The sequence below is a fragment of the Clostridium vitabionis genome, from assembly GCF_015351765.1.
Lineage (GTDB): Bacteria > Bacillota > Clostridia > Lachnospirales > Lachnospiraceae > Clostridium_R > Clostridium_R vitabionis.
On the sequence record NZ_JADKQA010000003.1, the window covers coordinates 57,688 to 80,316 of the forward strand.

Annotated in this window: 16 protein-coding genes; 13 read left to right on the top strand and 3 right to left on the bottom strand. The window is 59.0% G+C overall.

The window, feature by feature from the left end; translation table 11 throughout:
• Positions 1 to 17: 17 nt before the first annotated feature.
• From ISF27_RS07445 to ISF27_RS07460, 4 genes are all read left to right on the top strand, one after another.
• Positions 18 to 920, top strand: coding sequence for a serine O-acetyltransferase (locus tag ISF27_RS07445; protein WP_235986103.1), 903 nt, complete (start codon positions 18 to 20; stop codon positions 918 to 920).
• A gap of 100 nt (positions 921 to 1,020) precedes the next feature.
• A complete protein-coding gene (locus tag ISF27_RS07450) occupies positions 1,021 to 1,980 on the top strand; it encodes a FecCD family ABC transporter permease (protein WP_235986105.1) in 960 nt (319 codons plus the stop codon).
• Positions 1,973 to 3,151 (top strand): ABC transporter ATP-binding protein, encoded by a 1,179-nt coding sequence (locus tag ISF27_RS07455; protein ID WP_194610743.1) that lies wholly within the window; start codon positions 1,973 to 1,975, stop codon positions 3,149 to 3,151. Before ISF27_RS07450 ends, ISF27_RS07455 begins: the two co-directional genes overlap by 8 nt.
• Positions 3,152 to 3,249: 98 nt before the next feature.
• Complete coding sequence (locus ISF27_RS07460) at positions 3,250 to 4,062, top strand: carbon-nitrogen hydrolase family protein (protein ID WP_194610745.1); 813 nt, start codon at positions 3,250 to 3,252, stop codon at positions 4,060 to 4,062.
• A gap of 303 nt (positions 4,063 to 4,365) precedes the next feature.
• Here the strand turns inward: ISF27_RS07460 and ISF27_RS07465 are convergent, their stop codons facing one another.
• A complete protein-coding gene (locus tag ISF27_RS07465) occupies positions 4,366 to 6,477 on the bottom strand; it encodes a glutamine synthetase III family protein (protein ID WP_194610746.1) in 2,112 nt (703 codons plus the stop codon).
• A 16-nt stretch (positions 6,478 to 6,493) separates the two neighbouring features.
• Positions 6,494 to 8,080: an asparagine synthase B gene (gene asnB / locus ISF27_RS07470; protein ID WP_194610749.1), complete on the bottom strand. Its 1,587-nt coding sequence runs from the start codon at positions 8,078 to 8,080 to the stop codon at positions 6,494 to 6,496.
• 490 nt (positions 8,081 to 8,570) lie between these two features.
• Here asnB and ISF27_RS07475 point away from each other — a divergent pair, with 490 nt between their 5' ends.
• The 9 genes from ISF27_RS07475 (at position 8,571) to ISF27_RS07515 (ending at position 21,073) form a co-directional block, all read left to right on the top strand.
• Complete coding sequence (locus ISF27_RS07475) at positions 8,571 to 9,791, top strand: glutamine synthetase family protein (protein ID WP_194610751.1); 1,221 nt, start codon at positions 8,571 to 8,573, stop codon at positions 9,789 to 9,791.
• Between the two features lie 240 nt (positions 9,792 to 10,031).
• Entirely contained in the window at positions 10,032 to 10,634 is a 603-nt protein-coding gene (locus ISF27_RS07480; protein WP_194610753.1) for an ANTAR domain-containing response regulator, read from the top strand.
• 56 nt (positions 10,635 to 10,690) lie between these two features.
• The gene (locus ISF27_RS07485) at positions 10,691 to 11,881 is read left to right on the top strand and encodes an LL-diaminopimelate aminotransferase (protein ID WP_194610756.1); all 1,191 of its coding nucleotides are present in this window, start codon (positions 10,691 to 10,693) and stop codon (positions 11,879 to 11,881) included.
• A 113-nt stretch (positions 11,882 to 11,994) separates the two neighbouring features.
• Entirely contained in the window at positions 11,995 to 13,608 is a 1,614-nt protein-coding gene (locus ISF27_RS07490; RefSeq protein ID WP_194610758.1) for a CTP synthase, read from the top strand.
• A gap of 195 nt (positions 13,609 to 13,803) precedes the next feature.
• Complete coding sequence (locus ISF27_RS07495) at positions 13,804 to 14,517, top strand: helix-turn-helix domain-containing protein (RefSeq protein ID WP_194610760.1); 714 nt, start codon at positions 13,804 to 13,806, stop codon at positions 14,515 to 14,517.
• 146 nt (positions 14,518 to 14,663) lie between these two features.
• Complete coding sequence (clpB, locus tag ISF27_RS07500; RefSeq protein WP_194610762.1) at positions 14,664 to 17,273, top strand: ATP-dependent chaperone ClpB; 2,610 nt, start codon at positions 14,664 to 14,666, stop codon at positions 17,271 to 17,273.
• A gap of 289 nt (positions 17,274 to 17,562) precedes the next feature.
• A complete protein-coding gene (locus ISF27_RS07505; protein ID WP_194610764.1) occupies positions 17,563 to 19,233 on the top strand; it encodes a formate--tetrahydrofolate ligase in 1,671 nt (556 codons plus the stop codon).
• Positions 19,234 to 19,379: 146 nt separating this feature from the next.
• Positions 19,380 to 19,826 (top strand): ribose 5-phosphate isomerase B, encoded by a 447-nt coding sequence (gene rpiB, locus ISF27_RS07510; RefSeq protein ID WP_194610766.1) that lies wholly within the window; start codon positions 19,380 to 19,382, stop codon positions 19,824 to 19,826.
• Positions 19,826 to 21,073, top strand: a complete 1,248-nt coding sequence (locus ISF27_RS07515; protein ID WP_194610768.1) for a serine hydroxymethyltransferase — start codon at positions 19,826 to 19,828, stop codon at positions 21,071 to 21,073. Before rpiB ends, ISF27_RS07515 begins: the two co-directional genes overlap by 1 nt.
• Before the next feature lie 144 nt (positions 21,074 to 21,217).
• Here ISF27_RS07515 and ISF27_RS07520 read toward each other — a convergent pair whose 3' ends face one another.
• Positions 21,218 to 22,624: a sensor histidine kinase gene (locus ISF27_RS07520; RefSeq protein WP_194610770.1), complete on the bottom strand. Its 1,407-nt coding sequence runs from the start codon at positions 22,622 to 22,624 to the stop codon at positions 21,218 to 21,220.
• Positions 22,625 to 22,629 lie beyond the last annotated feature (5 nt).

Genomic DNA, 22,629 nt, shown 5'->3' on the forward strand with positions numbered 1-22,629 from the left:
CAGGGAGAAGATCAATTATGATGAAAGATGTGATTGGCGACAATATGGGCCACATCATGGATGTGGTGATGAATGATTATCGGAAGGGACGGGACATCGACCGCATGGATATCGGCAATGTGCCTGACCGGGATGCGGTGATTGATATCCTGCAGAAGATGCTCCGGATTGTCTTCCCGGGGTATTACCGGGAGCACTCCTACCGCAGCTTCAACGCGGAACGCCAGATCTCTGTTGTGGTTGAGGATGTCAGCTACAACCTGGCCAAGCAGATCATCGTTGCCTTGCGCTGCCAGAAGGGCAACGAGGACAGGACGTACGACGAGCTCTCCGACCAGGCGGCAGACATCGTGGTCCGCTTCTTCGACCGCGTGCCGGTGATCCGGGAGTATCTGGACACCGACCTGCAGGCGACCTTCGACGGCGACCCGGCGGCGGACAGCAAGGATGATATCGTCCTCTCCTATCCGGGGCTTCTGGCGATCACGGTGAACCGGATCGCGCATGAGCTGTGGCTGCTGAAGGTGCCGCTGATCCCGCGAATGATGACGGAGTATGTCCATGGGCAGACGGGCATCGACATTCACCCGGGGGCGACGATCGGCAAATATTTCTGCATTGACCACGGCACCGGCATCGTCGTGGGTTCCACCTCGGTGATCGGCAACCATGTGAAGCTCTATCAGGGCGTGACCATCGGCGCCCTGTCCACGAAGCTGGGGCACAAGCTTCACGGACACAAGCGTCACCCCACCATCGAGGACAATGTGACCATCTATTCCAATGCGTCCATTCTCGGCGGGGAGACGGTGATCGGCCACGATTCCGTGATCGGCGGAAGCTCCTTTATCACGGCTTCCGTGGCGCCGAACAGCCGGGTGAGCTTCAAGTGCGCCGGCGGCAGCCTCAGCAGCGATTGAGCGGTCATCAAGCGGAAGGGAGGCGGCCATTCTGACCCCGGGAGAATATCGGGCGCGGGCAGCCCTCGTTTTCGCCAGTCTGTCCGTCCTGACGATCATTTTGTTTCTGTTCAGCGTGGGATCCGGCAGCGTCGCGATTGCCCCCGCGGAGATTATCCGGATCCTGTCCGCGGGCGGGGACAGCACGGAGGCAGGCATCATCTGGAAAATCCGCCTGCCGCGCACGGTCATGGCGCTGATTCTGGGCGGGGGGCTCTCCGTCTCCGGCTTCCTTTTGCAGACGTATTTTGATAATCCCATCGCCGGGCCGTACATTCTCGGCATTTCCTCGGGAGCGAAGCTCGCGGTGGCGCTGGTGCTGATTTTCTATGTGGACCGCTTCCACCGGTCTTCCTCCGCCCTGCTGATTTTCGCTGCCTTTCTGGGGGCACTCTTGGTCACCGGGTTTATCCTCCTGATCTCCCGGAGCATCCGGAGCATGGCGGCACTCCTCGTCGCCGGCGTCATGGCCGGCTATATCAGCTCGGCGCTCACAGAGCTCGTCATCACGTTCGCCGAGGATGCGGAGATCGCCCGCCTGCACGGCTGGTCGCAGGGCAGCTTTTCCGGGGTAACCTGGGAAAATATCCGTGCCGCGGCGATCATCGTGGGCATCTCGATGGTGCTGGCGATGCTGCTCGTGAAGCCGATGGGGGCGATGCGGCTCGGTGAAAACTATGCCCGGAGCATGGGCGTGAATGTCGGGCGTTTCCGGATTTCCCTGATCCTGATCTCCAGCCTCCTCTCCGCCTGCGTCACGGCCTTCGCCGGACCGGTCTCCTTCGTGGGCATTGCCGTGCCGTTCCTGATGCGCCGGCTGTGCGGGACAGACCGGCCGCTCGTCCTCGTGCCCGCCTGCTTTGCCGGCGGGGCGGCTTTCTGCCTGTTCTGCGATATGATCGCGAGAACGCTCTGCGCGCCCACGGAGCTCAGCATCAGCACGGTGACTGCCATGTTCGGCGCGCCTGTGGTGATCTGGATGATGATCCGCCGGAGCGGGAGAGGCGGAAACGATGGCTGATGGGGAGGAGAAAACGATGGCGGATCCGGCCAAAAATGCGTCCCGGGCGCCGGTGGCTGCCGGCAGGGTGGAACTCAGCTTCCGCGGAATGACTTGCGGATACCGGGGTGTGCCCCTGACCTCCGCGCTGACCTGTGATGTCCGGGCGGGGGAGATCACGGTGCTCGCCGGCCCGAACGGGGCAGGGAAATCCACAATCCTCCGGACGGTTATCGGCGGCCTCAGGCCGACCGGGGGAACCATGCTGATCGAGGGCAGGCCGCGGGGGGCGTACTCCCGCCGGGAGCTGGCATGCCGCCTCTCCGCCGTGTTCACCGACCGTGTGCGCCCGGAGATGATGACCTGCCGCGAGGTGGCGGCCGCAGGGCGCTATCCGTACACCGGATTTCTGGGGCGGCTTGACCGGGAGGACGAAAATAAGGTGGATGAGGTGCTTCGGGAGGTGCACGGGGAGGAGATCGCGGACCGCCCCTTCTCCCGGGCAAGCGACGGCGAGCGACAGAGGATCCTGCTCGCGAGAGCCCTCTGCCAGGAGCCGCGGATTCTTGTTCTGGATGAGCCGACCTCATTTCTGGACATCCGGTACAAACTGGAATTTTTGACCATTCTCCGGCGCCTTGCCCGGGAAAAAGGCCTTGCCGTCCTTCTCTCCCTTCACGAGATCGATCTCGCCGGGAAGATCGCAGACCAGGTGATCGCCGTCGGCGCGGATCACCAAGTTACCGTCGGGCCGCCGGAGGAGATTTTCCAGGAGGAAAGGGTGAATGCCCTCTTTTCCATCCGGACCGGGAGCTTTGACCCGCTGCTCGGGAGTGCGGAGTTTGCCAGGGCGGAAGGAAAACCGGAGATCCTGGTCATTTCCTCCGGGGGAGCCGGGATTCCGGTTTACCGGAGCCTCAGCCGGAAGGGGATTCCCTTCGCGGCGGGGATTCTCGCGGACAATGATGTCGATTACCGGGCGGCGCGGAAAATGGCTGCGGTGGTCCTCGGGGCGGAGGCATTTGCCCCCGTGTCCCCGGAGGTCATGGAGAACGCAGTGCAGGTCGAGCGGGAGGTTCGCCGGGTGATCTACGCCGGCGGGCGCCTGCTCCCGGAAAACCGGGAGCTCATGCGAATGGCTGACGGGGAGAGCAAGCTGGAAACTCCGCCGGATGGCGGCGGGGAGAAATAAGCCGCAAACCCCTTCGGATGGCGGCGGGGAGAATAAGCCGCAAACTTCGCCGGATGGCGGCGGAACAGAAAACGAAAGAACACAGGAGGAGGCAAACCATGCAGAGTACTTTTGTACTGGCACAGCTCCATTCGGACGGGATGCCGGAGGTGAACCTGAAAAAAGCTGAGGACGCCGTGGAGAGGGCGGTCTCCCTGTATCATCCCGGGCTCATGTTGTTCCCGGAATGCTTTATGAGCCTCTTCCCGGGAAAGACAGACCGGAAAACCCGGCTGGGGACTGCCCAGGCGCTGGATGGGCCATTTGTCACCGGGATGCGGACGCTCGCGAAAAAGTACGGCATCTGGCTGGTTTTCGGCATGAACGAGAAGGTCGAAGACCCCGCGGACGACAGGAACTACAACTGCTCGGTGATGATTGACGGAAATGGGGAGATCGTCCGCACGTATCGGAAGACCCATCTCTACGATGCCTTCGGCTATCGGGAGTCGGATGAGTATAAGCCGGGGGATGCCCTGTTTGAGCCGATCGACACGCCGTTCGGGCGGGTCGGCCTTTTTGTCTGCTATGAGGTGCGTTTCCCCGAGGTGGCGCGCTTTGAGCGGGCGCGGGGAGCGGACATTCTCCTTGTGCCTACCTCGTGGGTGAAGGGAGACCTCAAGAGCCATCAGTTCCGGACGCTGGTCACCTCCCGCGCGGTGGAGAACGGCGTCTATGTCGCCGCGTGCGACCAGTGCGGCGGTGCGCAGATGGGGGAAAGCGTTGTCGTCGATCCCATGGGGGTTCCCGTGTCCACGGCCGGGGAGGCGGAAATCCTGCTCCCGGCGTACATTGACACGGACCGCATTGCCCAGGTGAGAAAAAAGGTCGCATCCTACGAGGGAAGAAGGCCGGAGCTGTACGGGGAATAACCCGCAGGCTGTCGACGTTTGAACCCAACCGGTCGTCTGACAGGTAAGCATGCCAATTGTTTGGCCGACGATTGATTAACGCTGTCTCTTAAAGGGACAGCGTTTTTATTGGCTTAAAATGAAACGAGGTGGTATGCGTGAAGAAAAAGAAATGAGCAGATCATGAAGCTGCTCACCTGACTGCGGTTTTCTGATGGATAAAAACAGAAAAAAGACCGAAAAGAAACGTAATTGATTTCCTCTCGGCCTTTTTTTGACAGTTAGTTTATTCCCAAGCGCCTTAAGCGCTTAAGGGAGTTCAGATTACAGCTGCGAGAACAGCATATCCTCGTAGGTCGGATACGGCAGGTACTTGTTCGGGATGACTGCCTCGGCGGTGTCCACAGCTGCGCGCAGCGCGGACATATCGGCAAGGACGATGTCGTGATAGAAGCGGGCGCTGGCGAGATCGTCGGTGATCGTCTCCGCCTTCTTCGTGTCCTCGTCGAGCTTGGCAAGATATGTCTCGATGGCATCCGCTGCGCCGGAGAGCTTCTTCACGATATCGGTCTCATAGGAGAGGCTGACGTCGGGCATCAGGGCTTTCTTCGCGGCGGCCTCGTCCTCGACGGACTTCATGTAATCGAAGAGTGCCGGGGTGAAGGCCTTGCGGATCATGTCGGACATGGTCACAGCCTCGATGTGGATGGACTTCGAGTAGTTCTCCAGGCGGATGTAGTAGCGGCTGGTCAGCTCCTCCTTGGAATATACGCCCTGCTTGGCGAAGAGCTCGAAGCTCTTGTCGGAGATCAGGGACGGCAGGGCATCCGGAACGGACTTCAGGTTCGGAAGGCCGCGTTTCTCCGCCTCGACAATCCAGTCGTCGGTGTAGCCGTTGCCGTTGAAGATGACCTTCTTGTGCTTGCGGATCAGATCCTTGATCAGGCCGTGAACCGCATCCGGGAGCTTCTCCTCCGGAACATCCGCGAGGGCATCGTAGATCCGGGTGAAGGACTCGGCAACCGCCGCGTTCAGCGTGATGTTCGGATCCGCCACGGACAGGGAGCTGCCCGGCATACGGAACTCGAACTTGTTGCCGGTGAAGGCGAACGGGCTCGTCCTGTTGCGGTCAGTGTTGTCTCTCACGAAGGTCGGCAGCACGTGGGCGATCTCCATCAGCGTTTTGCCGGAGGTCTTGGCGCTGTCATCGTTCTCGATGGCCTCGAGGACATTTTCCAGCTCATCGCCGACGAAGACGGAGACGATGGCCGGCGGCGCCTCATTGGCGCCAAGACGGTGGTCGTTGCCCGCACTCGCGACGGACACGCGCATCAGGTCGGCGTATTCGTCAACCGCGGCGATCACGCCCATCAGGATGACCAGGAACTGTGTATTTTCCGCCGGTGTGGATCCCGGATCCAGCAGGTTCTCCCCCTCGTTGGTCATCAGGGACCAGTTGTTGTGCTTGCCGGAGCCGTTGACCTTCTCAAACGGCTTTTCATGAAGCAGGCAGGCGAAGCCGTGGCGGTCGGCGACCTTCTTCATCATTTCCATGGTCAGCTGGTTGTGGTCCACGGCGATATTCAGCGTCTCGAAGAGTGGAGCCAGCTCATGCTGCGCAGGGGCGACCTCGTTGTGCTTGGTCTTTGCCGGGACGCCGAGCTTCCAGAGCTCCTCATCCAGATCGTGCATGAAATCGGCGATCCTCGGCTTCAGGACGCCGAAGTAGTGATCCTCCATCTCCTGGCCCTTCGGCGACGGGGCGCCAAAGAGGGTTCTTCCGCAGAACACGAGATCTTTTCTGGCCTTGTACATTTCCTTGTCGATCAGGAAATACTCCTGCTCGGAGCCCATCGTGATGTCCACGCGGCGGACGGTCTTATTGCCCAGAAGATGAAGCAGCTTCACCGTCGCGTTGCTCACCGCCTCCATGGAGCGCAGGAGCGGGGTCTTGTGGTCAAGCGCCTCGCCGCCGTAGGAGCAGAACGCGGTCGGGATGTATAGGGTGTGATCCTTCACAAATGCCGGTGAGCTCGGATCCCAGGCGGTATAGCCTCTCGCCTCAAAGGTGGCGCGCAGGCCGCCGGACGGGAAGCTGGAGGCGTCCGGCTCGCCCTTCACGAGCTCCTTGCCCGAAAAATCCATCAGGACGCCGCCGTCCGGTGCGGGGGAAATGAAGCTATCATGTTTTTCCGCGGTGAGGCCGGTCATCGGCTGGAACCAGTGGGTAAAATGGGTCGCTCCGAGTCCGATCGCCCATTCCTTCATTGCTGCAGCAACGGTATTGGCCACGCTGAGGTCAAGCCCCTTGCCCTCACTGACGGCCTTCTTCAGAGCGTTGTAGGTGCTCTTCGGGAGGCGCTCATGCATGACACGGTCGCTGAATACCATGCTCCCGTAGATTTCGGTAACCGGTAGCTCTTTCGTCTCTGCCATATTTGCACTCCTTTCCTCATACACCGCTGTTTCCGTAGTTCGAGAGAACTCGGGCAGACGGGTCGTTCACATTGCAGCCCACCCAGGACTTGTTGGGCATCCAGAAATCGACAACCATCTGGGACTGTCCAGGGTAGTATTTTTCAAAGAGCTCTCGATAGAGGAGAGATTCTTTGGTAAATGGTTTCGCGTGCGTGTACTTTGCCGCTTTTTCCGCGAATTCCTCGTCGGTGTAGAGGGAGTTTGCGTAATCCTGCAGGTCATCGCGCAGCGAGTGGCCGACGGCGTCGGAGAATGCCGCCTTCTCCCGCATCAGGATGTCCCGGGGGAGAATGTTGTCGGCCTCAAAGGCGTGGCGGAGAAGATATTTTCCGATGCCGTAGCGGTTCATCTTCTTCTCCGGATCGATGTGCATGACGTAATCCACAAAGGCCAGGTCGCCGAAGGGAACCCTGGCCTCAATGCTGTTGACGGCGATGCAGCGGTCGGCGCGGAGAACGTCATACATGTGGAGCTCGCGGACGCGCTTCTCGGCTTCCTTCTGGAATTCCGCGGCGTTCGGGGCAAAATCGGTGTATTTGTAGCCGAAGAGCTCGTCGGAAATCTCCCCGGTCAGGAGGACGCGCACATCGGAGGTCTCATGGATGGACTTGCAGATGAGGTACATGCCGATGGACGCGCGGATCGTGGTGATGTCGTAGGTTCCCAGCGCGGCGACCACCGGCTCCAGGGCACTGATGACATCGTCCCGGTCGATGATGACCTCGTGATGCTCGCTCCCGATGAAGTCAGCGACCTCGCGGGCATACTTGAGGTCGATGGCGTCCTTGTCCATGCCGATGGACCAGGTGCGGATCTTCCTGCCCGGAAGGAGCTTCGCGGAGATGGCGCAGACCAGCGAGGAATCGAGGCCGCCGGAGAGCAGGAAGCCCAGCGGGGCGTCGGCGTCAAGGCGCTTCTCCACGCCCTTTACCAGAAGATCGTGGATATTTCTCGAGATCGCGTCCATGTCGTCCTCGCAGTAGGAGCGGACATCGGACATGTCGCGGTAGGAGACGAACTTGCCGTTCTGATAATAGTGGCCCGGAGGGAATGGATAAACTTTATCGCAGATCCGGATGAGGTTCTTCGGCTCGGAGGCCATGACCATGACGCCGTTCTTGTCCTTACCATAATAGAGCGGGCGGATGCCGATCGGGTCGCGTGCCGCGATGTAGGAATCGGTCTTCTTGTCATAGAGGATCATGGCAAATTCAGCATCGAGCTTGCGGAACATCTCGGTTCCGTATTTCTCCCAGAGGGGAAGAAGCAGCTCGCAGTCACTGTCGCTCGTGAAGGTGTATCCGTCTTCCTCCAGCTCCTTTTTGAGCGGACGGAAGCCGTAGAGCTCACCGTTGCAGACCACATAGCTGCCGTTCCGCTCGAAGGGCTGCATACCGGACGCGGAGAGATCCATGATCGCGAGGCGGTTGAAGCCGACGTAGCCGTTGCCGGTATCGCAGATCCGGGTATCGTCCGGCCCGCGGGAGGTCGTCATCGCGAGCTCCTCCCGGAATGTCTCGTAGGATGCGCTTTTATCGAAGTAACCCATGATTGCACACATAAATTGAACCTCCGTCGGAATATGATCTCTATATTGGAAAGAAAAGGAAAATGTGCAGATTCCCCAGCTTTCGCATAGAACACAAAAAGCGGCAGAGACTCCCTGATTGCTCAGGCGACGTCTTTGCCGCTTTCTTGTTTTATGCAACAAATATAAGCATCTTTTGCCGAATTTGTCAACAGAAATTTCCAAAAAAATTGATTGACAATGCAGAAACATGCCTTTATAAATAGTTCATAGGTAGGAAAATTTGCTTTTTGGCATAGCATGGATTTTGGCATATTTCGCAGATTGAGCAAGGGCGTTCGCTGTCGAGAACCGGGGGGATTTCACCGGCTGTCTCCGGTGAACGTTTTCTTTTGGATACATGTTTTTTTTTCGGACGGCCGGATGCCCCGGAACCTGCCCCGGCGGAGATCTTCCGCCGGCGGGAGCCAGGGCAGCGCGCCGCCCGGACAGAATTACCGCAGCTGGACCTGGAGGAGGGATCATGACTGAACGAACTCTGGAGGATGTGAACGAATTTGTGGAGGAGGAGGACATCAAGTTTCTGAAGCTGACCTTCATTGATGCCTTCGGCGTGCCGAAGAATATCGCGGTGATGCCGGAGGAGCTTCCTCGCGCCTTCCGAGAGGGGATTTCCTTCGATGCCTCAGCGGTTCCCGGCTTCGATGACAGTGTCCGCAGCGACCTGTTTCTCAATCCGGATCCGGATACCCTGACGATTGTGCCGTGGCGCCCGATCGAGGGCCGGGTCGCCCGCATGTTCTGCAGCGTCACCTATCCGGACGGCACGTTGGTGGAGAAAGACAGCAGAAGAATCCTGAAGAATGCTGTTACTGTGGCAGAAAAAGCCGGATTTCACATCAATTTTGGCGCCGAGGTGGAATTCTACCTGTTCAAACGGGATGAGAACGGCAATCCCACCGGCACCCCCCTCGACCACGCGAGATATATGGACACAGCCCCGGATGACCAGGGAGAGAGTATCCGCAGGGATATCTGCTTCGCCCTCATTGATATGGGGATCACGCCGGAGTCATCGCACCATGAGGAGGGGCCGGGGCAGAATGAGGTGGATTTCCGCTACAGCGACCCGCTGACCGCGGCCGACAATACCACCACCTTCAAGTGGATCGTCAAGAGCATTGCCATGCGGGACGGCATGGCGGCGGATTTCTCCCCGAAGCCGATCACGGACGAGCCGGGAAATGGCATGCACATCAATATCTCTGTCCGGAGCGATGACGGGAAGGATTACACCAGGGCGTTCATGGCGGGCATTCTGGGGCGGATCCGCGAGATGACCCTGTTCCTCAACCCGCGCCGGGATTCCTATGACCGGCTCGGGGATATGAAGGCACCGGGGTATGTCAGCTGGTCGGAGCAGAACCGCTCCCAGCTGATCAGGATTCCGGCGGTGAAGAGCGGCGGGACGAGGATCGAGCTCCGCTCCCCGGATCCCATGGCGAATCCGTATCTTGCCTACGCGCTGCTGATTTACGCCGGCCTCGAGGGAATTGAGAAGAAGCTGGAGCCGCCGGCGCCGGTTGATATGAACCTCTACGCGGCAGGCCCCGAGGTGACGGAGAAGATCGACAAGCTTCCGGTCAAGCTGAGCGAGGCGGTGCAGCTGGCGCGGAACAGCGGCTTCCTCCGGGCACATCTTCCGGAACATTTCATCGAGCTCTACGCGCGCCAGGAGGACTGAGCCCGGGCCGGAGCTGCGATTTGCGGGCAAGGATCATGTTCAGCCCCTGCGGCGCTTGACCCCATGCGGAGGGAGAGCCTGCAAGGCCGTCCGGAAGCGGCTGGCTTGCAGGCTCTCCCCCGCATGGGCTGAACAAGAACAGAATGTCAGAAGAATGGCACATTTTCTCCGGAAAAACGGATGCTTCCCGAACAGAATCGCGGTATAATAGACCCATTATGGTGAAAGGAGGCCGGGAGAATGCCGAAAGTGACCACAAGCAGCGTGCTGATTGCGGCACCGGCGGAGAGCATCGCCGCCAAGATACGGACAGCATTTCCCGAGCATATGTCCCCGGTCTCCTTCGCGCCTTCCATGACGGTGGCGAGGCAGAAGCTGGAGAGGGAAAATTATGATCTCCTGCTGATTTACTCGCCGCTGCCGGACGAGAGCGGCGTGCAGACGGCGATCGAGCTGGCCGGGGAGAGGGCCATCGGGATTCTTCTTTTTGTGAAGCCGGAGGTCTATGAGCAGATCAGCTACGCGGCGCGCGATTCTGGAATCTTTGTTCTCAGCCGGCCGGCCAGCCGTACCGTGATCGCGGAGGCGATCCGGATGCTCTGCGCGATGCAGAAGCGGGTGGCCGCGCTCACGGCGATGAACGCCGCGCTGCACCGGAAGCTGGATGACCAGCGCCTGATCAGCCGGGCCAAGTGCCTCCTGATCGAAATCCGCGGCATGAGCGAGACGGAGGCGCACCATTATCTGGAAAAGCTGGCGATGGATGCCTGCATTACCAAGCGGGAGGCTGCCCAGGACATCATCCGGCGGCTTGATGCCGAGACATCGAAAAATGCCGGATAGGCCGGTGCGGGCATTTTCCAGGGAAATACAGAATGAGCACATTGCGGGAGGGCACTATGGCTGCAAAAATCAATGCCAATTTTAACAACATCAGCGAGAGTTATCTTTTCGCCCGGGTAAATCAGCTTGTCCGGGAATTCCAGGAGCAGCATCCGGACCGGGAGATCATCCGGATGGGGATCGGCGACGTCACCCGCCCGCTGGCGGCGAAGGTTGTTGAGGCCCTGAAGGCGGCGTCCGATGAGCAGGGAAAGCAGGAGACCTTCCACGGCTATGGGCCGGAGCAGGGCTATGATTTCCTCAAGGAGGCGGTTCGCGGCTACTATAAGCGCCACGGTGTTGACCTCGAGCTCAATGAAATCTTCATCTCCGACGGCGCGAAGAGCGACTGCGGCAATCTGATGGACCTGTTCAGCATCGACAATACGGTGCTGGTTCCGGATCCGGTTTATCCGGTCTATGTGGACACCAATGTCATGGCGGGGCGGAAGATTATCTACGCGGACGCCAATGAGCAGAATCATTTTCTTCCGCTGCCGGACGAGAGCCAGGATGCGGATATTATCTACATCTGCTCGCCGAACAACCCGACCGGCGCAGCATACAGCCGTGAGCAGCTGAAAGCCTGGGTGGATTACGCGAACCGCCGCGGAAGCATCATTTTCTTCGATGCCGCGTATGAGTGCTTTGTCACCGGCGATATGCCGCGCAGCATCTACGAGATCGAGGGGGCGAAGACCTGCGCGGTCGAGATCTGCTCGTTCTCCAAAAAGGCCGGATTTACCGGAACCCGCTGCGGTTACACGGTGGTTCCGATGGATCTCGTCCGGGACGGCCATGCCATCAACAAGATGTGGCTGCGCCGCCAGACGACGAAGTTCAACGGCACGGCGTATATTATCCAGCGCGGCGCCGCGGCGGTCTTCACCCCGGAGGGCGAGGCCGAGTGCGAGGCTAACCTCGAGTATTACCGCGGCAACGCGAAGGTTATCACGGACACCCTGGACCGGATGGGGATCTTCTACACCGGCGGTGTCTATTCCCCGTATATCTGGCTGAAATGCCCGGGTGACCGCAATTCCTGGGATTTCTTCAGCGATCTCCTCGAGAAGACGGGCGTGGTGGGAACACCGGGCGCGGGCTTCGGAAAGAACGGGGAGAAATTCTTCCGCCTGACCGCATTTTCCACCAGGGAGAACACGGAGAAGGCGATGAAGAAGTTCTACGAGGTTTACGGCAGAAATTGAGCCGATTTTGTGGAAATTCCTTTACTACAGACCGCTTGGGATAGTATTATGGCAGATATTGCCTGAAAGAATAGAACACTGCAGCCTGGCAGAGATGCCGGAAAGGAGAAACAATGGTAAAGTATGTATTCGTCAGCGGAGGCGTGGTATCCGGTCTCGGCAAGGGGATCACGGCAGCGTCTCTCGGCCGTCTGCTCAAGGCAAGAGGGTACAAGGTGACGATGCAGAAATTCGATCCCTATATCAACGTTGACCCGGGGACAATGAACCCGATCCAGCACGGTGAGGTGTTTGTCACGGACGACGGGACGGAGACCGACCTTGACCTCGGCCATTATGAGCGGTTTATTGACGAGAATCTCGGAAAGAATGCCAACGTGACCTCCGGCAAGATCTACTGGTCGGTGATCCAGAAGGAGCGCCACGGGGATTACGGCGGCGGAACGGTCCAGGTTATCCCGCACATCACGAATGAGATCAAGTCGCGCTTCTACCGTCCGGAGGACCCGGAGGACAACCGCATCGCGATCATTGAGATCGGCGGAACGGCCGGCGATATCGAGAGCCAGCCCTTCTTCGAGGCGATCCGCCAATTCCAGCAGGATGTCGGCAGGGAGAACGCGATCATGATCCATGTCACGTTGATCCCCTACCTGCGCGCGTCCCAGGAAATGAAGACAAAGCCCACCCAGGCGAGTGTCCGCGAGCTGATGCGCATGGGAATCCTTCCGGATATCCTGGTCTGCCGCACCGAGGAGGAGCTGACTGACCAGATCCGCGGGAAAATTGCCCTGTTCTGCAATGTTCCGAAGAGCCATGTCCTCCAGAATCTTGACGCGGAATTCCTCTATGAGGTTCCGCTGATGATGGAGAAAGAGCATCTTGCCGAGGTAGTCTGCGAGAGCCTGAATCTCCCCTGCCCGAAGCCGGATCTCGCCGACTGGGAGTCGATGGTGGATGCCCTTCGCCATCCGACCGGTGAGGCGGAGATCGCCATCGTCGGCAAGTATACCCAGCTGCATGACGCCTATCTCAGCGTTGTGGAGGCACTCAAGCACGGCGGCATTGCCAACCACGCGAACGTGAAGATCCGCTGGGTGGATTCCGAGGAGGTTGAGAAGGACGGCGCCGAGAAGTATCTGGGAGGCGTTGACGGCGTCCTGATCCCCGGCGGCTTCGGCAACCGCGGCACAGAGGGCATGATCATGGCGGCGGAGTACGCCAGGGAGAATAAGATCCCGTTCCTCGGCATCTGCCTTGGCATGCAGATGGCGATCGTGGAATTTGCCCGCCACGTACTGCAGTACAGCGATGCCAACAGCTCGGAGCTCGCGCCGGATACGCTTCATCCGGTCATCGACCTGATGCCGGAGCAGCAGGGCGTCGAGAACCTCGGCGGTACGCTTCGTCTGGGCGCTTATCCGTGCGTCCTGGACGAGAACTCCAAGGCTTACCGGCTCTATGGCACGAAGGAGATTTCCGAGCGGCACAGGCACCGCTATGAGGTGAACAACGATTACCGCGATGCCCTCCAGAAGGGCGGCATGGTGCTGTCCGGCATTTCCCCGGATCATCGCATCGTGGAGATGATGGAGCTCCGTGACCACCCGTTCTATCTGGGAACGCAGGCGCATCCGGAACTGAAATCCAGGCCGAACCGCGCTCATCCGCTGTTCAAGGGCCTGATCCGGGCGGCTCTCGATTACCGCGCGGTCAAGACAAACTGATGATGTTCCAGGCAGCTGAATAAGGAAAATGCAATGGCGCATAGTTTTCCCGCGGGAAAAGTATGCGCTGTTCTTTTTCGCAGAGTACGGAAAGAGAACCAGCTGCTTAACGAGGACAAGCGAAGGCGCAGTCCGGGTTTGGTGGAGCGGCTATCCGCAGTGCGGGGCGCCGGGGCAGGAGAAAGGAGATTTGCTATGGGAACAATCTCTGTCTATACTTACGACACGGATAAGAATATCCAGAGGCACCAGCATCCGCACGGCCATATCATCGTGGTGCTGGAAAATGAATTCCAGTTCTCGTTCAGCGGGCGTACCTACCGGATCACCGCGAGCGAGGTGGGCTTCATTCCGCCGGGGGTGCCGCATGAGTATTCCTGCAGCGGGAAAGCGCTGACCCTGAATATTCCCGCGGAGATGATCGAGCCGGGGGATATCGCGCTGCTCAAGGAAAACTGCGTCATGGAGATCACGGAGGATCTGGCGCCGCTCATCGACCTGATCAAGCGCGAGGTCAAGAACAGCGGCCCGCAGGATGACTCGCTGCGCTATCTATTCTACTATCTCTACGACAAATTCGTCAGCTGCCACAGGACGCCGTCCCTGCGCTATATCAACGAGCATTATGCTGAAGACCTCAGCATCGCCCAGCTGGCGGCGATGGAGAATTATAACCCGTCCTATTTCGCGAGCCTTTTCCGGAAGCGCACCGGAACCATGCCGGGCAATTACATCAAGCGGGTCCGGATCGAGAAGGCGAAGGAGATCCTCGGGACCACGCGCTACCGGGTGGTGGACGTGGCGATGCAGGTCGGCTACCGCAACGCGTCCTCATTTACCCGCGCTTTCCGGGCGGTGGTCGGTGTGACGCCGAACCAGTACCGGAGGAATGTCAAGCGGGGGCTGTGAAGCGCTTATGCCCCGGCCGCGGAATTTCGAGAAGTGCAGATCTTCAGAAAAAATTAGCACTCAACGCTTGACAGTGCTAATAATGCATGTTATATTACGCATAGAACAAAAAAGTAAGTTCGCGCCGCACGAAGGGGGGCGTTTTCATGAATATCAGTAAGTTTACACAGAAATCTGTGGAAGCGGTGCAGAAGGCCGAGAAGCTGGCTTATGACTACGGGAACCAGCAGATTGACCAGGAGCACCTGCTTCTTGCGCTGCTTCAGGTGGACGACAGCCTGATCCTGAAGCTGGTCAATATGATGAACATCAACGGGCAGCAGTTCACCGGAGAGGTCGAGGCTGCCATCGAGAAGCTGCCGAAGGTACAGGGCGGCCAGGTCTATGTCTCCCAGGACGCCAATAAGGTTCTGGTGGAGGCTGAGGACGAGGCGAAGGCCATGGGCGACGAGTACGTCTCCGTGGAGCATTTGTTCCTGACGATGCTGAGATACCCGAACCGCGCCGTGAAGGATATTTTCCGCACATATGGCATCACGAGGGAGAAATTCCTGGAAGTCCTGTCCAAGGTGAGAGGCAACCAGCGGGTGGTTTCCGACAACCCGGAGGATACCTACGATACGCTGAACAAATACGGCTATGACCTGGTGGAGAGGGCGCGGGATCACAAGCTCGATCCTGTCATCGGCCGTGACACGGAGATCCGGAACGTGGTCATGATCCTGTCCCGGAAGACCAAGAATAACCCGGTGCTGATCGGCCAGCCCGGCGTCGGCAAAACCGCCGTGGTGGAAGGGCTCGCGGAGCGGATTGTCCGCGGCGATGTTCCGGCCGCGCTGAAGGATAAGAAGATTTTTGCCCTGGATATGGGTGCCCTCATGGCGGGTGCCAAATACCGGGGGGAATTTGAGGAGCGCCTGAAGGCTGTCCTCGATGAGGTGAAAAAGAGCGAGGGGAAGATTATCCTCTTTATCGATGAGCTGCACAATATTGTCGGCGCCGGCAAGGCGGAGGGCTCGATGGATGCGGGCAATATGCTGAAGCCGATGCTGGCGAGAGGCGAGCTGCACTGCATCGGGGCCACGACCCTGGACGAGTACCGGAAGTACATTGAGAAGGATGCCGCCCTGGAGAGACGGTTCCAGCCGGTAATGGTGGATGAGCCGTCGGTGGAGGACACGATCTCCATTCTCCGTGGCTTAAAGGAGCGCTACGAGGTCTTCCATGGGGTGAAAATCACCGACTCTGCCCTTGTATCGGCAGCGGTGCTGTCGAACCGGTACATTTCCGACCGGTTCCTGCCCGATAAGGCCATCGACCTCGTCGATGAGGCCTGCGCGATGATCAAGACCGAGATGGATTCCATGCCGGCCGAGCTCGATGAGCAGCGGCGGAAGATCATGCAGCTGCAGATCGAGGAGACATCGCTTAAGAAGGAGACAGACCGGCTCAGCCAGGAGAGGCTTGCGGATCTGCGCAAAGAGCTCGCTGAACTGAATGATCGGTATGCCGCAGACAAGGCACAGTGGGAAAATGAAAAGGCCCAGGTTCAGAATGTGTCGAAGCTCCGCAGCGAGATTGAGAAGGTCAACGGCGAGATTCAGACCGCGAAGACCAACTACGACCTGAATAAGGCCGCCGAGCTGCAGTACGGCAGGCTGCCGGAGCTGCAGAAACAGCTGGCGTCGGAGGAGCAGAAGGTCAGGGATGAGGATCTCTCCTTTGTCCACGAGAGTGTGACCGAGGATGAAATTGCCAGGGTTGTCTCCAAGTGGACCGGGATTCCGGTGGCCAAGCTGAACGAGAGCGAGCGCGAGAAGACCCTGCATCTGGACGATACGCTGCATAAGCGGGTTGTCGGCCAGGATGAGGCTGTCGAGAAGGTTACCGAGGCCATCATCCGCTCGAAGGCGGGCATCAAGGATCCGACGAAGCCGATCGGCAGCTTCCTGTTCCTCGGCCCCACCGGCGTCGGCAAGACAGAGCTTGCGAAGTCGCTGGCGGCTGCCTTGTTTGACGATGAGAATGCCATGGTGCGTATCGATATGAGCGAGTATATGGAGAAATTCTCCGTGTCGAGACTCATCGGAGCACCTCCGGGGTATGTCGGCTATGATGAGGGCGGCCAGCTGACGGAGGCAGTCCGCCGGAAACCGTACTCGGTTGTCCTCTTCGATGAGGTGGAGAAGGCGCACCCGGATGTGTTCAACATCCTGCTCCAGGTTCTTGATGACGGCCGGATCACGGATTCCATGGGCAAGACCGTGGACTTCAAGAACACGATCCTGATCATGACCTCCAACATCGGCTCCCAGTATCTGCTGGACGGCATCGATGCGGCGGGCAATATCCGCCCGGAGGCCAGAAAACAGGTGATGGACGATCTCCGCGGACACTTCCGTCCGGAGTTCCTGAACCGGCTGGATGAGATCATCATGTTTAAGCCGCTGACGATGGACAATATCGGCCACATCATCGACCTGCAGATGGCTGACCTCAACCGCCGGCTGGAAGACCGCGACCTTCACATTGCCCTGAGCGACGAGGCGAAGAGCTTCATTGTCGAGCACGGCTACGATCCGGTTTACGGCGCAAGACCGCTCAAGCGGTACCTGCAGAAGAACGTTGAGACGATCGCTGCAAAGCTGATCCTGGAAGGCAGCGTCGGTGAGGGCGACACGATCCAGATTGACCTCCTCGGTGGGGAGCTGGTGGCAACCCCGATCCACGCGCAGAGTGAGCCGAAGGCAGTCTGAGCGGACTGCCCGGCAGCGGCCTGGCCGCTGCCGGAAATCATAAAACATATGATTTGTTCAGCACATGGGGGAAAACCGCAAAACGACTGCCTGCAGGCAGTTTAGCGTATTTTCCCCGCATGTGGCCAAGCGCCGCAGGCGCTCAGAACCCCGCATCTTGCGAAGGATCACTTCGTGAGGTGCGGGGTTAAAATTTGCGCGGAATCAATTTCTCTGCCCCGCGGAATCATGTATAATAAAAGCAATAGGAAAACCACGGCTTCTGTAAGCGGAGAAGGAGAGAAAAGCCATGAAGACAGATATCGAGATTGCACAGGAAGCGACACCGCTCAATATCATGGAGATCGCGAAGGCAGAGGGGATTGACCCGAAGTATGTGGAACAGTACGGCAGCAACAAGGCCAAGATCAGCTACAGCCTGCTGAAGGATGAGCCGGACAGGAAAAACGGAAAATTGATCCTGGTGACCGCCATCACCCCGACACCGGCGGGCGAGGGCAAGACGACAACCTCCGTCGGGCTTGCGGACGGCCTGCACCGGATCGGGAAGAAAGTGGCGGCAGCGCTGCGCGAGCCGTCCCTCGGGCCGGTCTTCGGGATCAAGGGCGGCGCGGCCGGCGGGGGCTACGCCCAGGTTATCCCGATGGAGGATATTAACCTTCACTTTACCGGGGATTTCCACGCGATCGGCGCGGCGAACAACCTGCTGGCGGCAATGCTGGACAATCACATTTACCAGGGAAACAAGCTGCGGATCGACCCGAAGAGAATTACCTGGAAGCGCTGCGTGGACATGAATGACCGTCAGCTCCGGAATATCGTGGACGGCCTCGGCCGCCGCGTGGATGGTGTGACGCGCCCGGACGGCTATGATATCACGGTGGCGAGTGAGATCATGGCGGTGTTCTGCCTGGCGACCGACCTCAAGGATCTCAAAGAGCGCCTCTCCCGCATTATTGTCGGCTACAACTATGACAACCTCCCGGTGACTGCCGGCGACCTCAAGGCGGCTGGCGCGATGACAGCCCTGCTGAAGGATGCCCTGAAGCCGAACCTGGTGCAGACCCTGGAGCACACGCCGGCATTTGTCCACGGCGGCCCGTTCGCCAATATCGCGCACGGCTGCAATTCTGTCCTGGCGACGAAGATGGCGCTCAAGCTCAACGATTATGTGGTCACCGAGGCCGGCTTCGGCGCGGATCTCGGTGCCGAGAAGTTCTGCGATATCAAGTGCCGGATGACCGGCCTCAAGCCTGATGCCTGCGTGGTTGTCGCGACGGTGCGCGCGCTCAAGCATCACGGCGGCGTGGCGAAGGCTGATCTCAACACGGAGAACCTCGCGGCGCTCGAGAAGGGGCTTCCGAACCTTCTCCAGCATGTGGAAAATATGACCCAGGTTTACGGCCTGCCCTGCGTGGTCGCGATCAACAAATTCCCGATGGACACCGACGCGGAGCTGAAGCTCATTGAGGATAAGTGCCATGAGCTCGGCGTGAACGTGGTACTCTCCGACGTCTGGGCAAAAGGCGGCGAGGGCGGCGTGGATCTCGCCAATGAGGTGGTCCGCCTCTGTGAATCCGAGAATCATTTCCGCTTCGCGTATGATGCCGGAGAACCGATCGAGCAGAAGATCAATGATATTGTCACGAAGGTCTATCACGGCGACGGCGCGGATTTCAGCGCCGAGGCGAAAAAACAGATCCGCCGCCTCACCGAGCTGGGCTTTGACAACCTTCCGGTCTGCATGGCGAAGACGCAGTACAGCTTCTCCGACGACCAGCACCTTCTCGGGGCTCCGCGGGGATTCCGCGTGACCATCCGCAATGTGAAGGTTTCCGCCGGCGCCGGCTTCATCGTCGCCCTGACCGGGGATATCATGACGATGCCCGGCCTCCCGAAGGTTCCCGCGGCGGAGAATATCGATGTGGACGAGGACGGCAGGATTACCGGGCTCTTCTGATTCTGCTTCCGCGGGACCCCGTTTCCCTGGCTGCGCTGATGGGGAAAACCGCCCGCGGCGGTTGAAAAACGCGCCCTCTGCTGGTATAAATGATAAGTGCAGCCACAGACAGTAGGAGAAGTTCAGGGCATCAGGAGGAGCATCAGATGAAGATTGTCATTGGCAACGATCATGCCGGCGTCGGACTGAAAAATACGATCAAGGCATTTCTGGAGGAAAAAGGATACGAGGTCATCAACGTCGGCACCGATACCACGGAGAGCGTGGATTATCCGGTTTACGGCGAGAAGGTCGGCCGCTGTGTGGCTGACGGGAAGGCGGATCTCGGCATCGCGATCTGCGGGACCGGCCTCGGCATTTCCCTGGCGGCGAACAAGGTGAGGGGAATCCGCGCTTGCGTGTGCAGCGAGCCCTACACCGCGGTGATGTCCCGCCGGCACAACAACTGCAATGTCCTCTGCTTCGGCGCCCGCGTCGTAGGTGAGGATCTGGCGAAAATGATCGTCGAGGAATGGCTGAATGCCAAGTTCGAGGGCGGCCGTCATCAGCGCCGTGTCGACCTCATCATGAAGATTGAGGAGGAAAAAAACTGATGGTCAATGAAGTGATGGACTTTCTCGAGGCGTATGATCCCGAGATTGGCGGGCTGATCAAGAAAGAAGCCGCCCGCCAGAGGAGAAATCTGGAGTTGATTGCTTCGGAGAATATTGTGTCTGAGCAGGTGATGCTTGCCATGGGCACGGTGCTCACCAACAAGTATGCCGAGGGCTACCCGGGCAAACGCTATTACGGCGGCTGCCAGGTGGTGGACGAGATCGAGTCCCTGGCGATTGAGCGCGCGAAGAAGCTGTTCCACTGCACCTACGCGAATGTGCAGCCCCATTCCGGGGCGCAGGCCAATATGGCCGTCTTCATGGCCCTGCTTAAGCCGGGCGATACCGTCATGGGGATGGATCTCTCTGCCGGCGGACATCTTAGCCACGGAAGCCCGGTCAATTTCTCCGGCATGTATTTCCACATCGTTCCCTACGGCGTGGATGACAATGGCTTCATCGATTACAACCAGGTCGAGGAGATCGCGAAGAAGTGCCATCCGAAGATGATCATTGCCGGGGCGAGCGCCTATGCCCGCACGATCGATTTTCAGAAATTCCGTGAGATCGCCGACGAGGTTGGTGCTTATCTGATGGTCGATATGGCGCATATTGCCGGCCTTGTCGCGGCAGGCCTTCATCCGAGCCCGATCCCCTATGCGGATGTGGTAACCACCACGACGCACAAGACGCTGCGCGGCCCGAGGGGCGGCATGATCCTCGCGAGCGAGGAGGCGGCGGAGAAGTTCAAGCTGAACAAGGCGCTCTTCCCGGGAACCCAGGGCGGCCCGCTGGAGCATGTGATCGCGGCCAAGGCGATCTGTCTGGGAGAGGCGCTCAAGCCGTCGTTCATTGCCTACCAGACACAGGTGAAGAATAACGCTGCGGCCCTCGCGAAGGAGCTGATGGGCCAGGGCTTCAAGATCCTGACCGGCGGTACCGACAACCACCTGATGATGGTGGATCTCCGGGGCATGGAGATTTCCGGCAAAGAGTTGCAGAACCGCTGTGATGAGGTGTATATCACCCTGAACAAGAACTCTGTCCCGAACGACCCGAGAAGCATGTTCCAGACTTCCGGCGTCCGCATCGGAACACCGGCGGTAACCTCCCGCGGCCTCACTGAGGCGGAGATGCCGAAGATCGCGGAGTGCATCCGCCTTGCGGCAACCGACTTCGAGAACAGCAGGGAGTACATCCGGGGCGAAGTCACCAAGATCTGCGAAAAGCATCCGATCTACGAATAAACGAAAAGAAACCGCGGAGTGCGGGCACCAGGAAAATGTGCCGGCCTTCGCGGTTTTTCTGTTTTCCATTCCCTGCCTGCGGGACGGGGCCGCAGTTTCTTCGTCGTTGTGATGCGGCTGCAGTTCCTTGACTGCGGGCTGCAGTTACAGCTCCTTCGCCTTCGGGAGGGAGAAGATGAACTCGCTTCCCACACCCTCGGTGCTGATGCAGTCGATATTTTCCCCGTGAGCCTGGATAATCTCCTTCACGATCGCGAGCCCGAGCCCGGTGCCCTTCTTGTCTTTCCCCCGGGAGAGGTCCGTCTTATAGAAGCGCTCCCAAATCTTCGGGATGCTTTTTCTCGGGATGCCGATGCCTGTGTCCTTCACGGAGATAAAGATCTTTTCGCCCTTTTCCTGGGCGGTGATATAGATGACAGACTGGTCGTGGCTGAATTTGATCGCGTTGTCGATCAGGTTGTAGAGAACCTGCTGAATCTTCCCGTAATCCGCCCAGACCATCTGGATTTCCCCGGAGAAGGTCAGGTCAAAGGTGATTCCCCTCGCGCCGCAGGTGCCCTCAAAGGAGGCCGCGGTTTCCTTGATGGTCCGGTTGATGTCAAAATTGGTCCGGTTCAGCGTATTTCTGCCGCTGTCCATGGAGTTCAGCGTCAGCATGCTCTCCGTCAGCTTGGTCAGGCGCTTCGTCTCGGAGATGATGATGCCGAGGTATTTCTGGTAGAGCTCCGGCGGGATCGTGCCGTCCAGGATCGCCTCCAGGTATCCCTTGATCGAGGTCAGCGGGGAGCGGAAATCGTGGGAAATATTGGCGATAAAGTTCTTCTGATACTCCTCCATGTCGTTGATCTCGCCGGACATGTAGTTCAGCGTGCCGGCGAGATAGCCGATCTCATCGTGGCTGTGGATCGGGATATTGTAGGTGAGATTTCCCTCGGCGTACTGCTTTGCCGCATAGTTGATCTCCCGGAGCGGCCGGATGACTGCCCTGGAGACGACCAGCATAATCAGGAAGGAGAGGCCGAACAGCACAAGCCCCGTGATGTAGACCGTGTTGAGATAGCCGTAGGACTGGTCCTCGATGACCGACATCGGCAGATGAATGAGGACGTAGCCGTAGGTATTCATATTTCCGGTGATGGGCGCCGCCACGGTGAGGACATCTCCGGGAAATGTCCCGTAAAAGCGGCTGATCGTGTATAGGCGGTTTCCCCGGTCCGCCGGGTTGAACGCACTGATCGCTGTCCCCGCGCGCGTATGCCCGCTGTCGGCGGAGATCAGCCCGTTCCGGTCAATGATCCACACCTCGGCGCCATGGCAGGAAGCGGCGGTTTCCAGCCTTGGCGTGATCTCCGAGAGATCAGGGCTGGTACCCTGGTAGGCGTCGCTGCACCGGCCGGCGAGGGAGGTGGCCTCGCTGTAGAGCTGGCCGGCATACAGGCTGATCGTGTGCTTCCGCATCATGGCGGAGGAGAACAGGGCAATCACCGCGAACCCCAGGAAAGCAAACAGCAGGTAAGCGGCAATCAATTTCTGGCGAAGGGAATGAAACATGGTGC

Bases quoted from the DNA above. Each gene is read 5' to 3' on its own strand.
- ISF27_RS07490 (WP_194610758.1), top strand. From the start codon at position 11,995: ATGGTAAAGTATGTATTCGTCAGCGGAGGCGTGGTATCCGGTCTCGGC.
- ISF27_RS07475 (WP_194610751.1), top strand. From the start codon at position 8,571: ATGACTGAACGAACTCTGGAGGATGTGAACGAATTTGTGGAGGAGGAG.
- ISF27_RS07460 (WP_194610745.1), top strand. From the start codon at position 3,250: ATGCAGAGTACTTTTGTACTGGCACAGCTCCATTCGGACGGGATGCCG.
- asnB (WP_194610749.1), bottom strand. From the start codon at position 8,080: ATGTGTGCAATCATGGGTTACTTCGATAAAAGCGCATCCTACGAGACA.
- rpiB (WP_194610766.1), top strand. From the start codon at position 19,380: ATGAAGATTGTCATTGGCAACGATCATGCCGGCGTCGGACTGAAAAAT.
- ISF27_RS07465 (WP_194610746.1), bottom strand. From the start codon at position 6,477: ATGGCAGAGACGAAAGAGCTACCGGTTACCGAAATCTACGGGAGCATG.
- ISF27_RS07455 (WP_194610743.1), top strand. From the start codon at position 1,973: ATGGCTGATGGGGAGGAGAAAACGATGGCGGATCCGGCCAAAAATGCG.
- ISF27_RS07515 (WP_194610768.1), top strand. From the start codon at position 19,826: ATGGTCAATGAAGTGATGGACTTTCTCGAGGCGTATGATCCCGAGATT.
- ISF27_RS07520 (WP_194610770.1), bottom strand. From the start codon at position 22,624: ATGTTTCATTCCCTTCGCCAGAAATTGATTGCCGCTTACCTGCTGTTT.
- ISF27_RS07480 (WP_194610753.1), top strand. From the start codon at position 10,032: ATGCCGAAAGTGACCACAAGCAGCGTGCTGATTGCGGCACCGGCGGAG.
- ISF27_RS07485 (WP_194610756.1), top strand. From the start codon at position 10,691: ATGGCTGCAAAAATCAATGCCAATTTTAACAACATCAGCGAGAGTTAT.
- clpB (WP_194610762.1), top strand. From the start codon at position 14,664: ATGAATATCAGTAAGTTTACACAGAAATCTGTGGAAGCGGTGCAGAAG.
- ISF27_RS07495 (WP_194610760.1), top strand. From the start codon at position 13,804: ATGGGAACAATCTCTGTCTATACTTACGACACGGATAAGAATATCCAG.
- ISF27_RS07445 (WP_235986103.1), top strand. From the start codon at position 18: ATGATGAAAGATGTGATTGGCGACAATATGGGCCACATCATGGATGTG.
- ISF27_RS07505 (WP_194610764.1), top strand. From the start codon at position 17,563: ATGAAGACAGATATCGAGATTGCACAGGAAGCGACACCGCTCAATATC.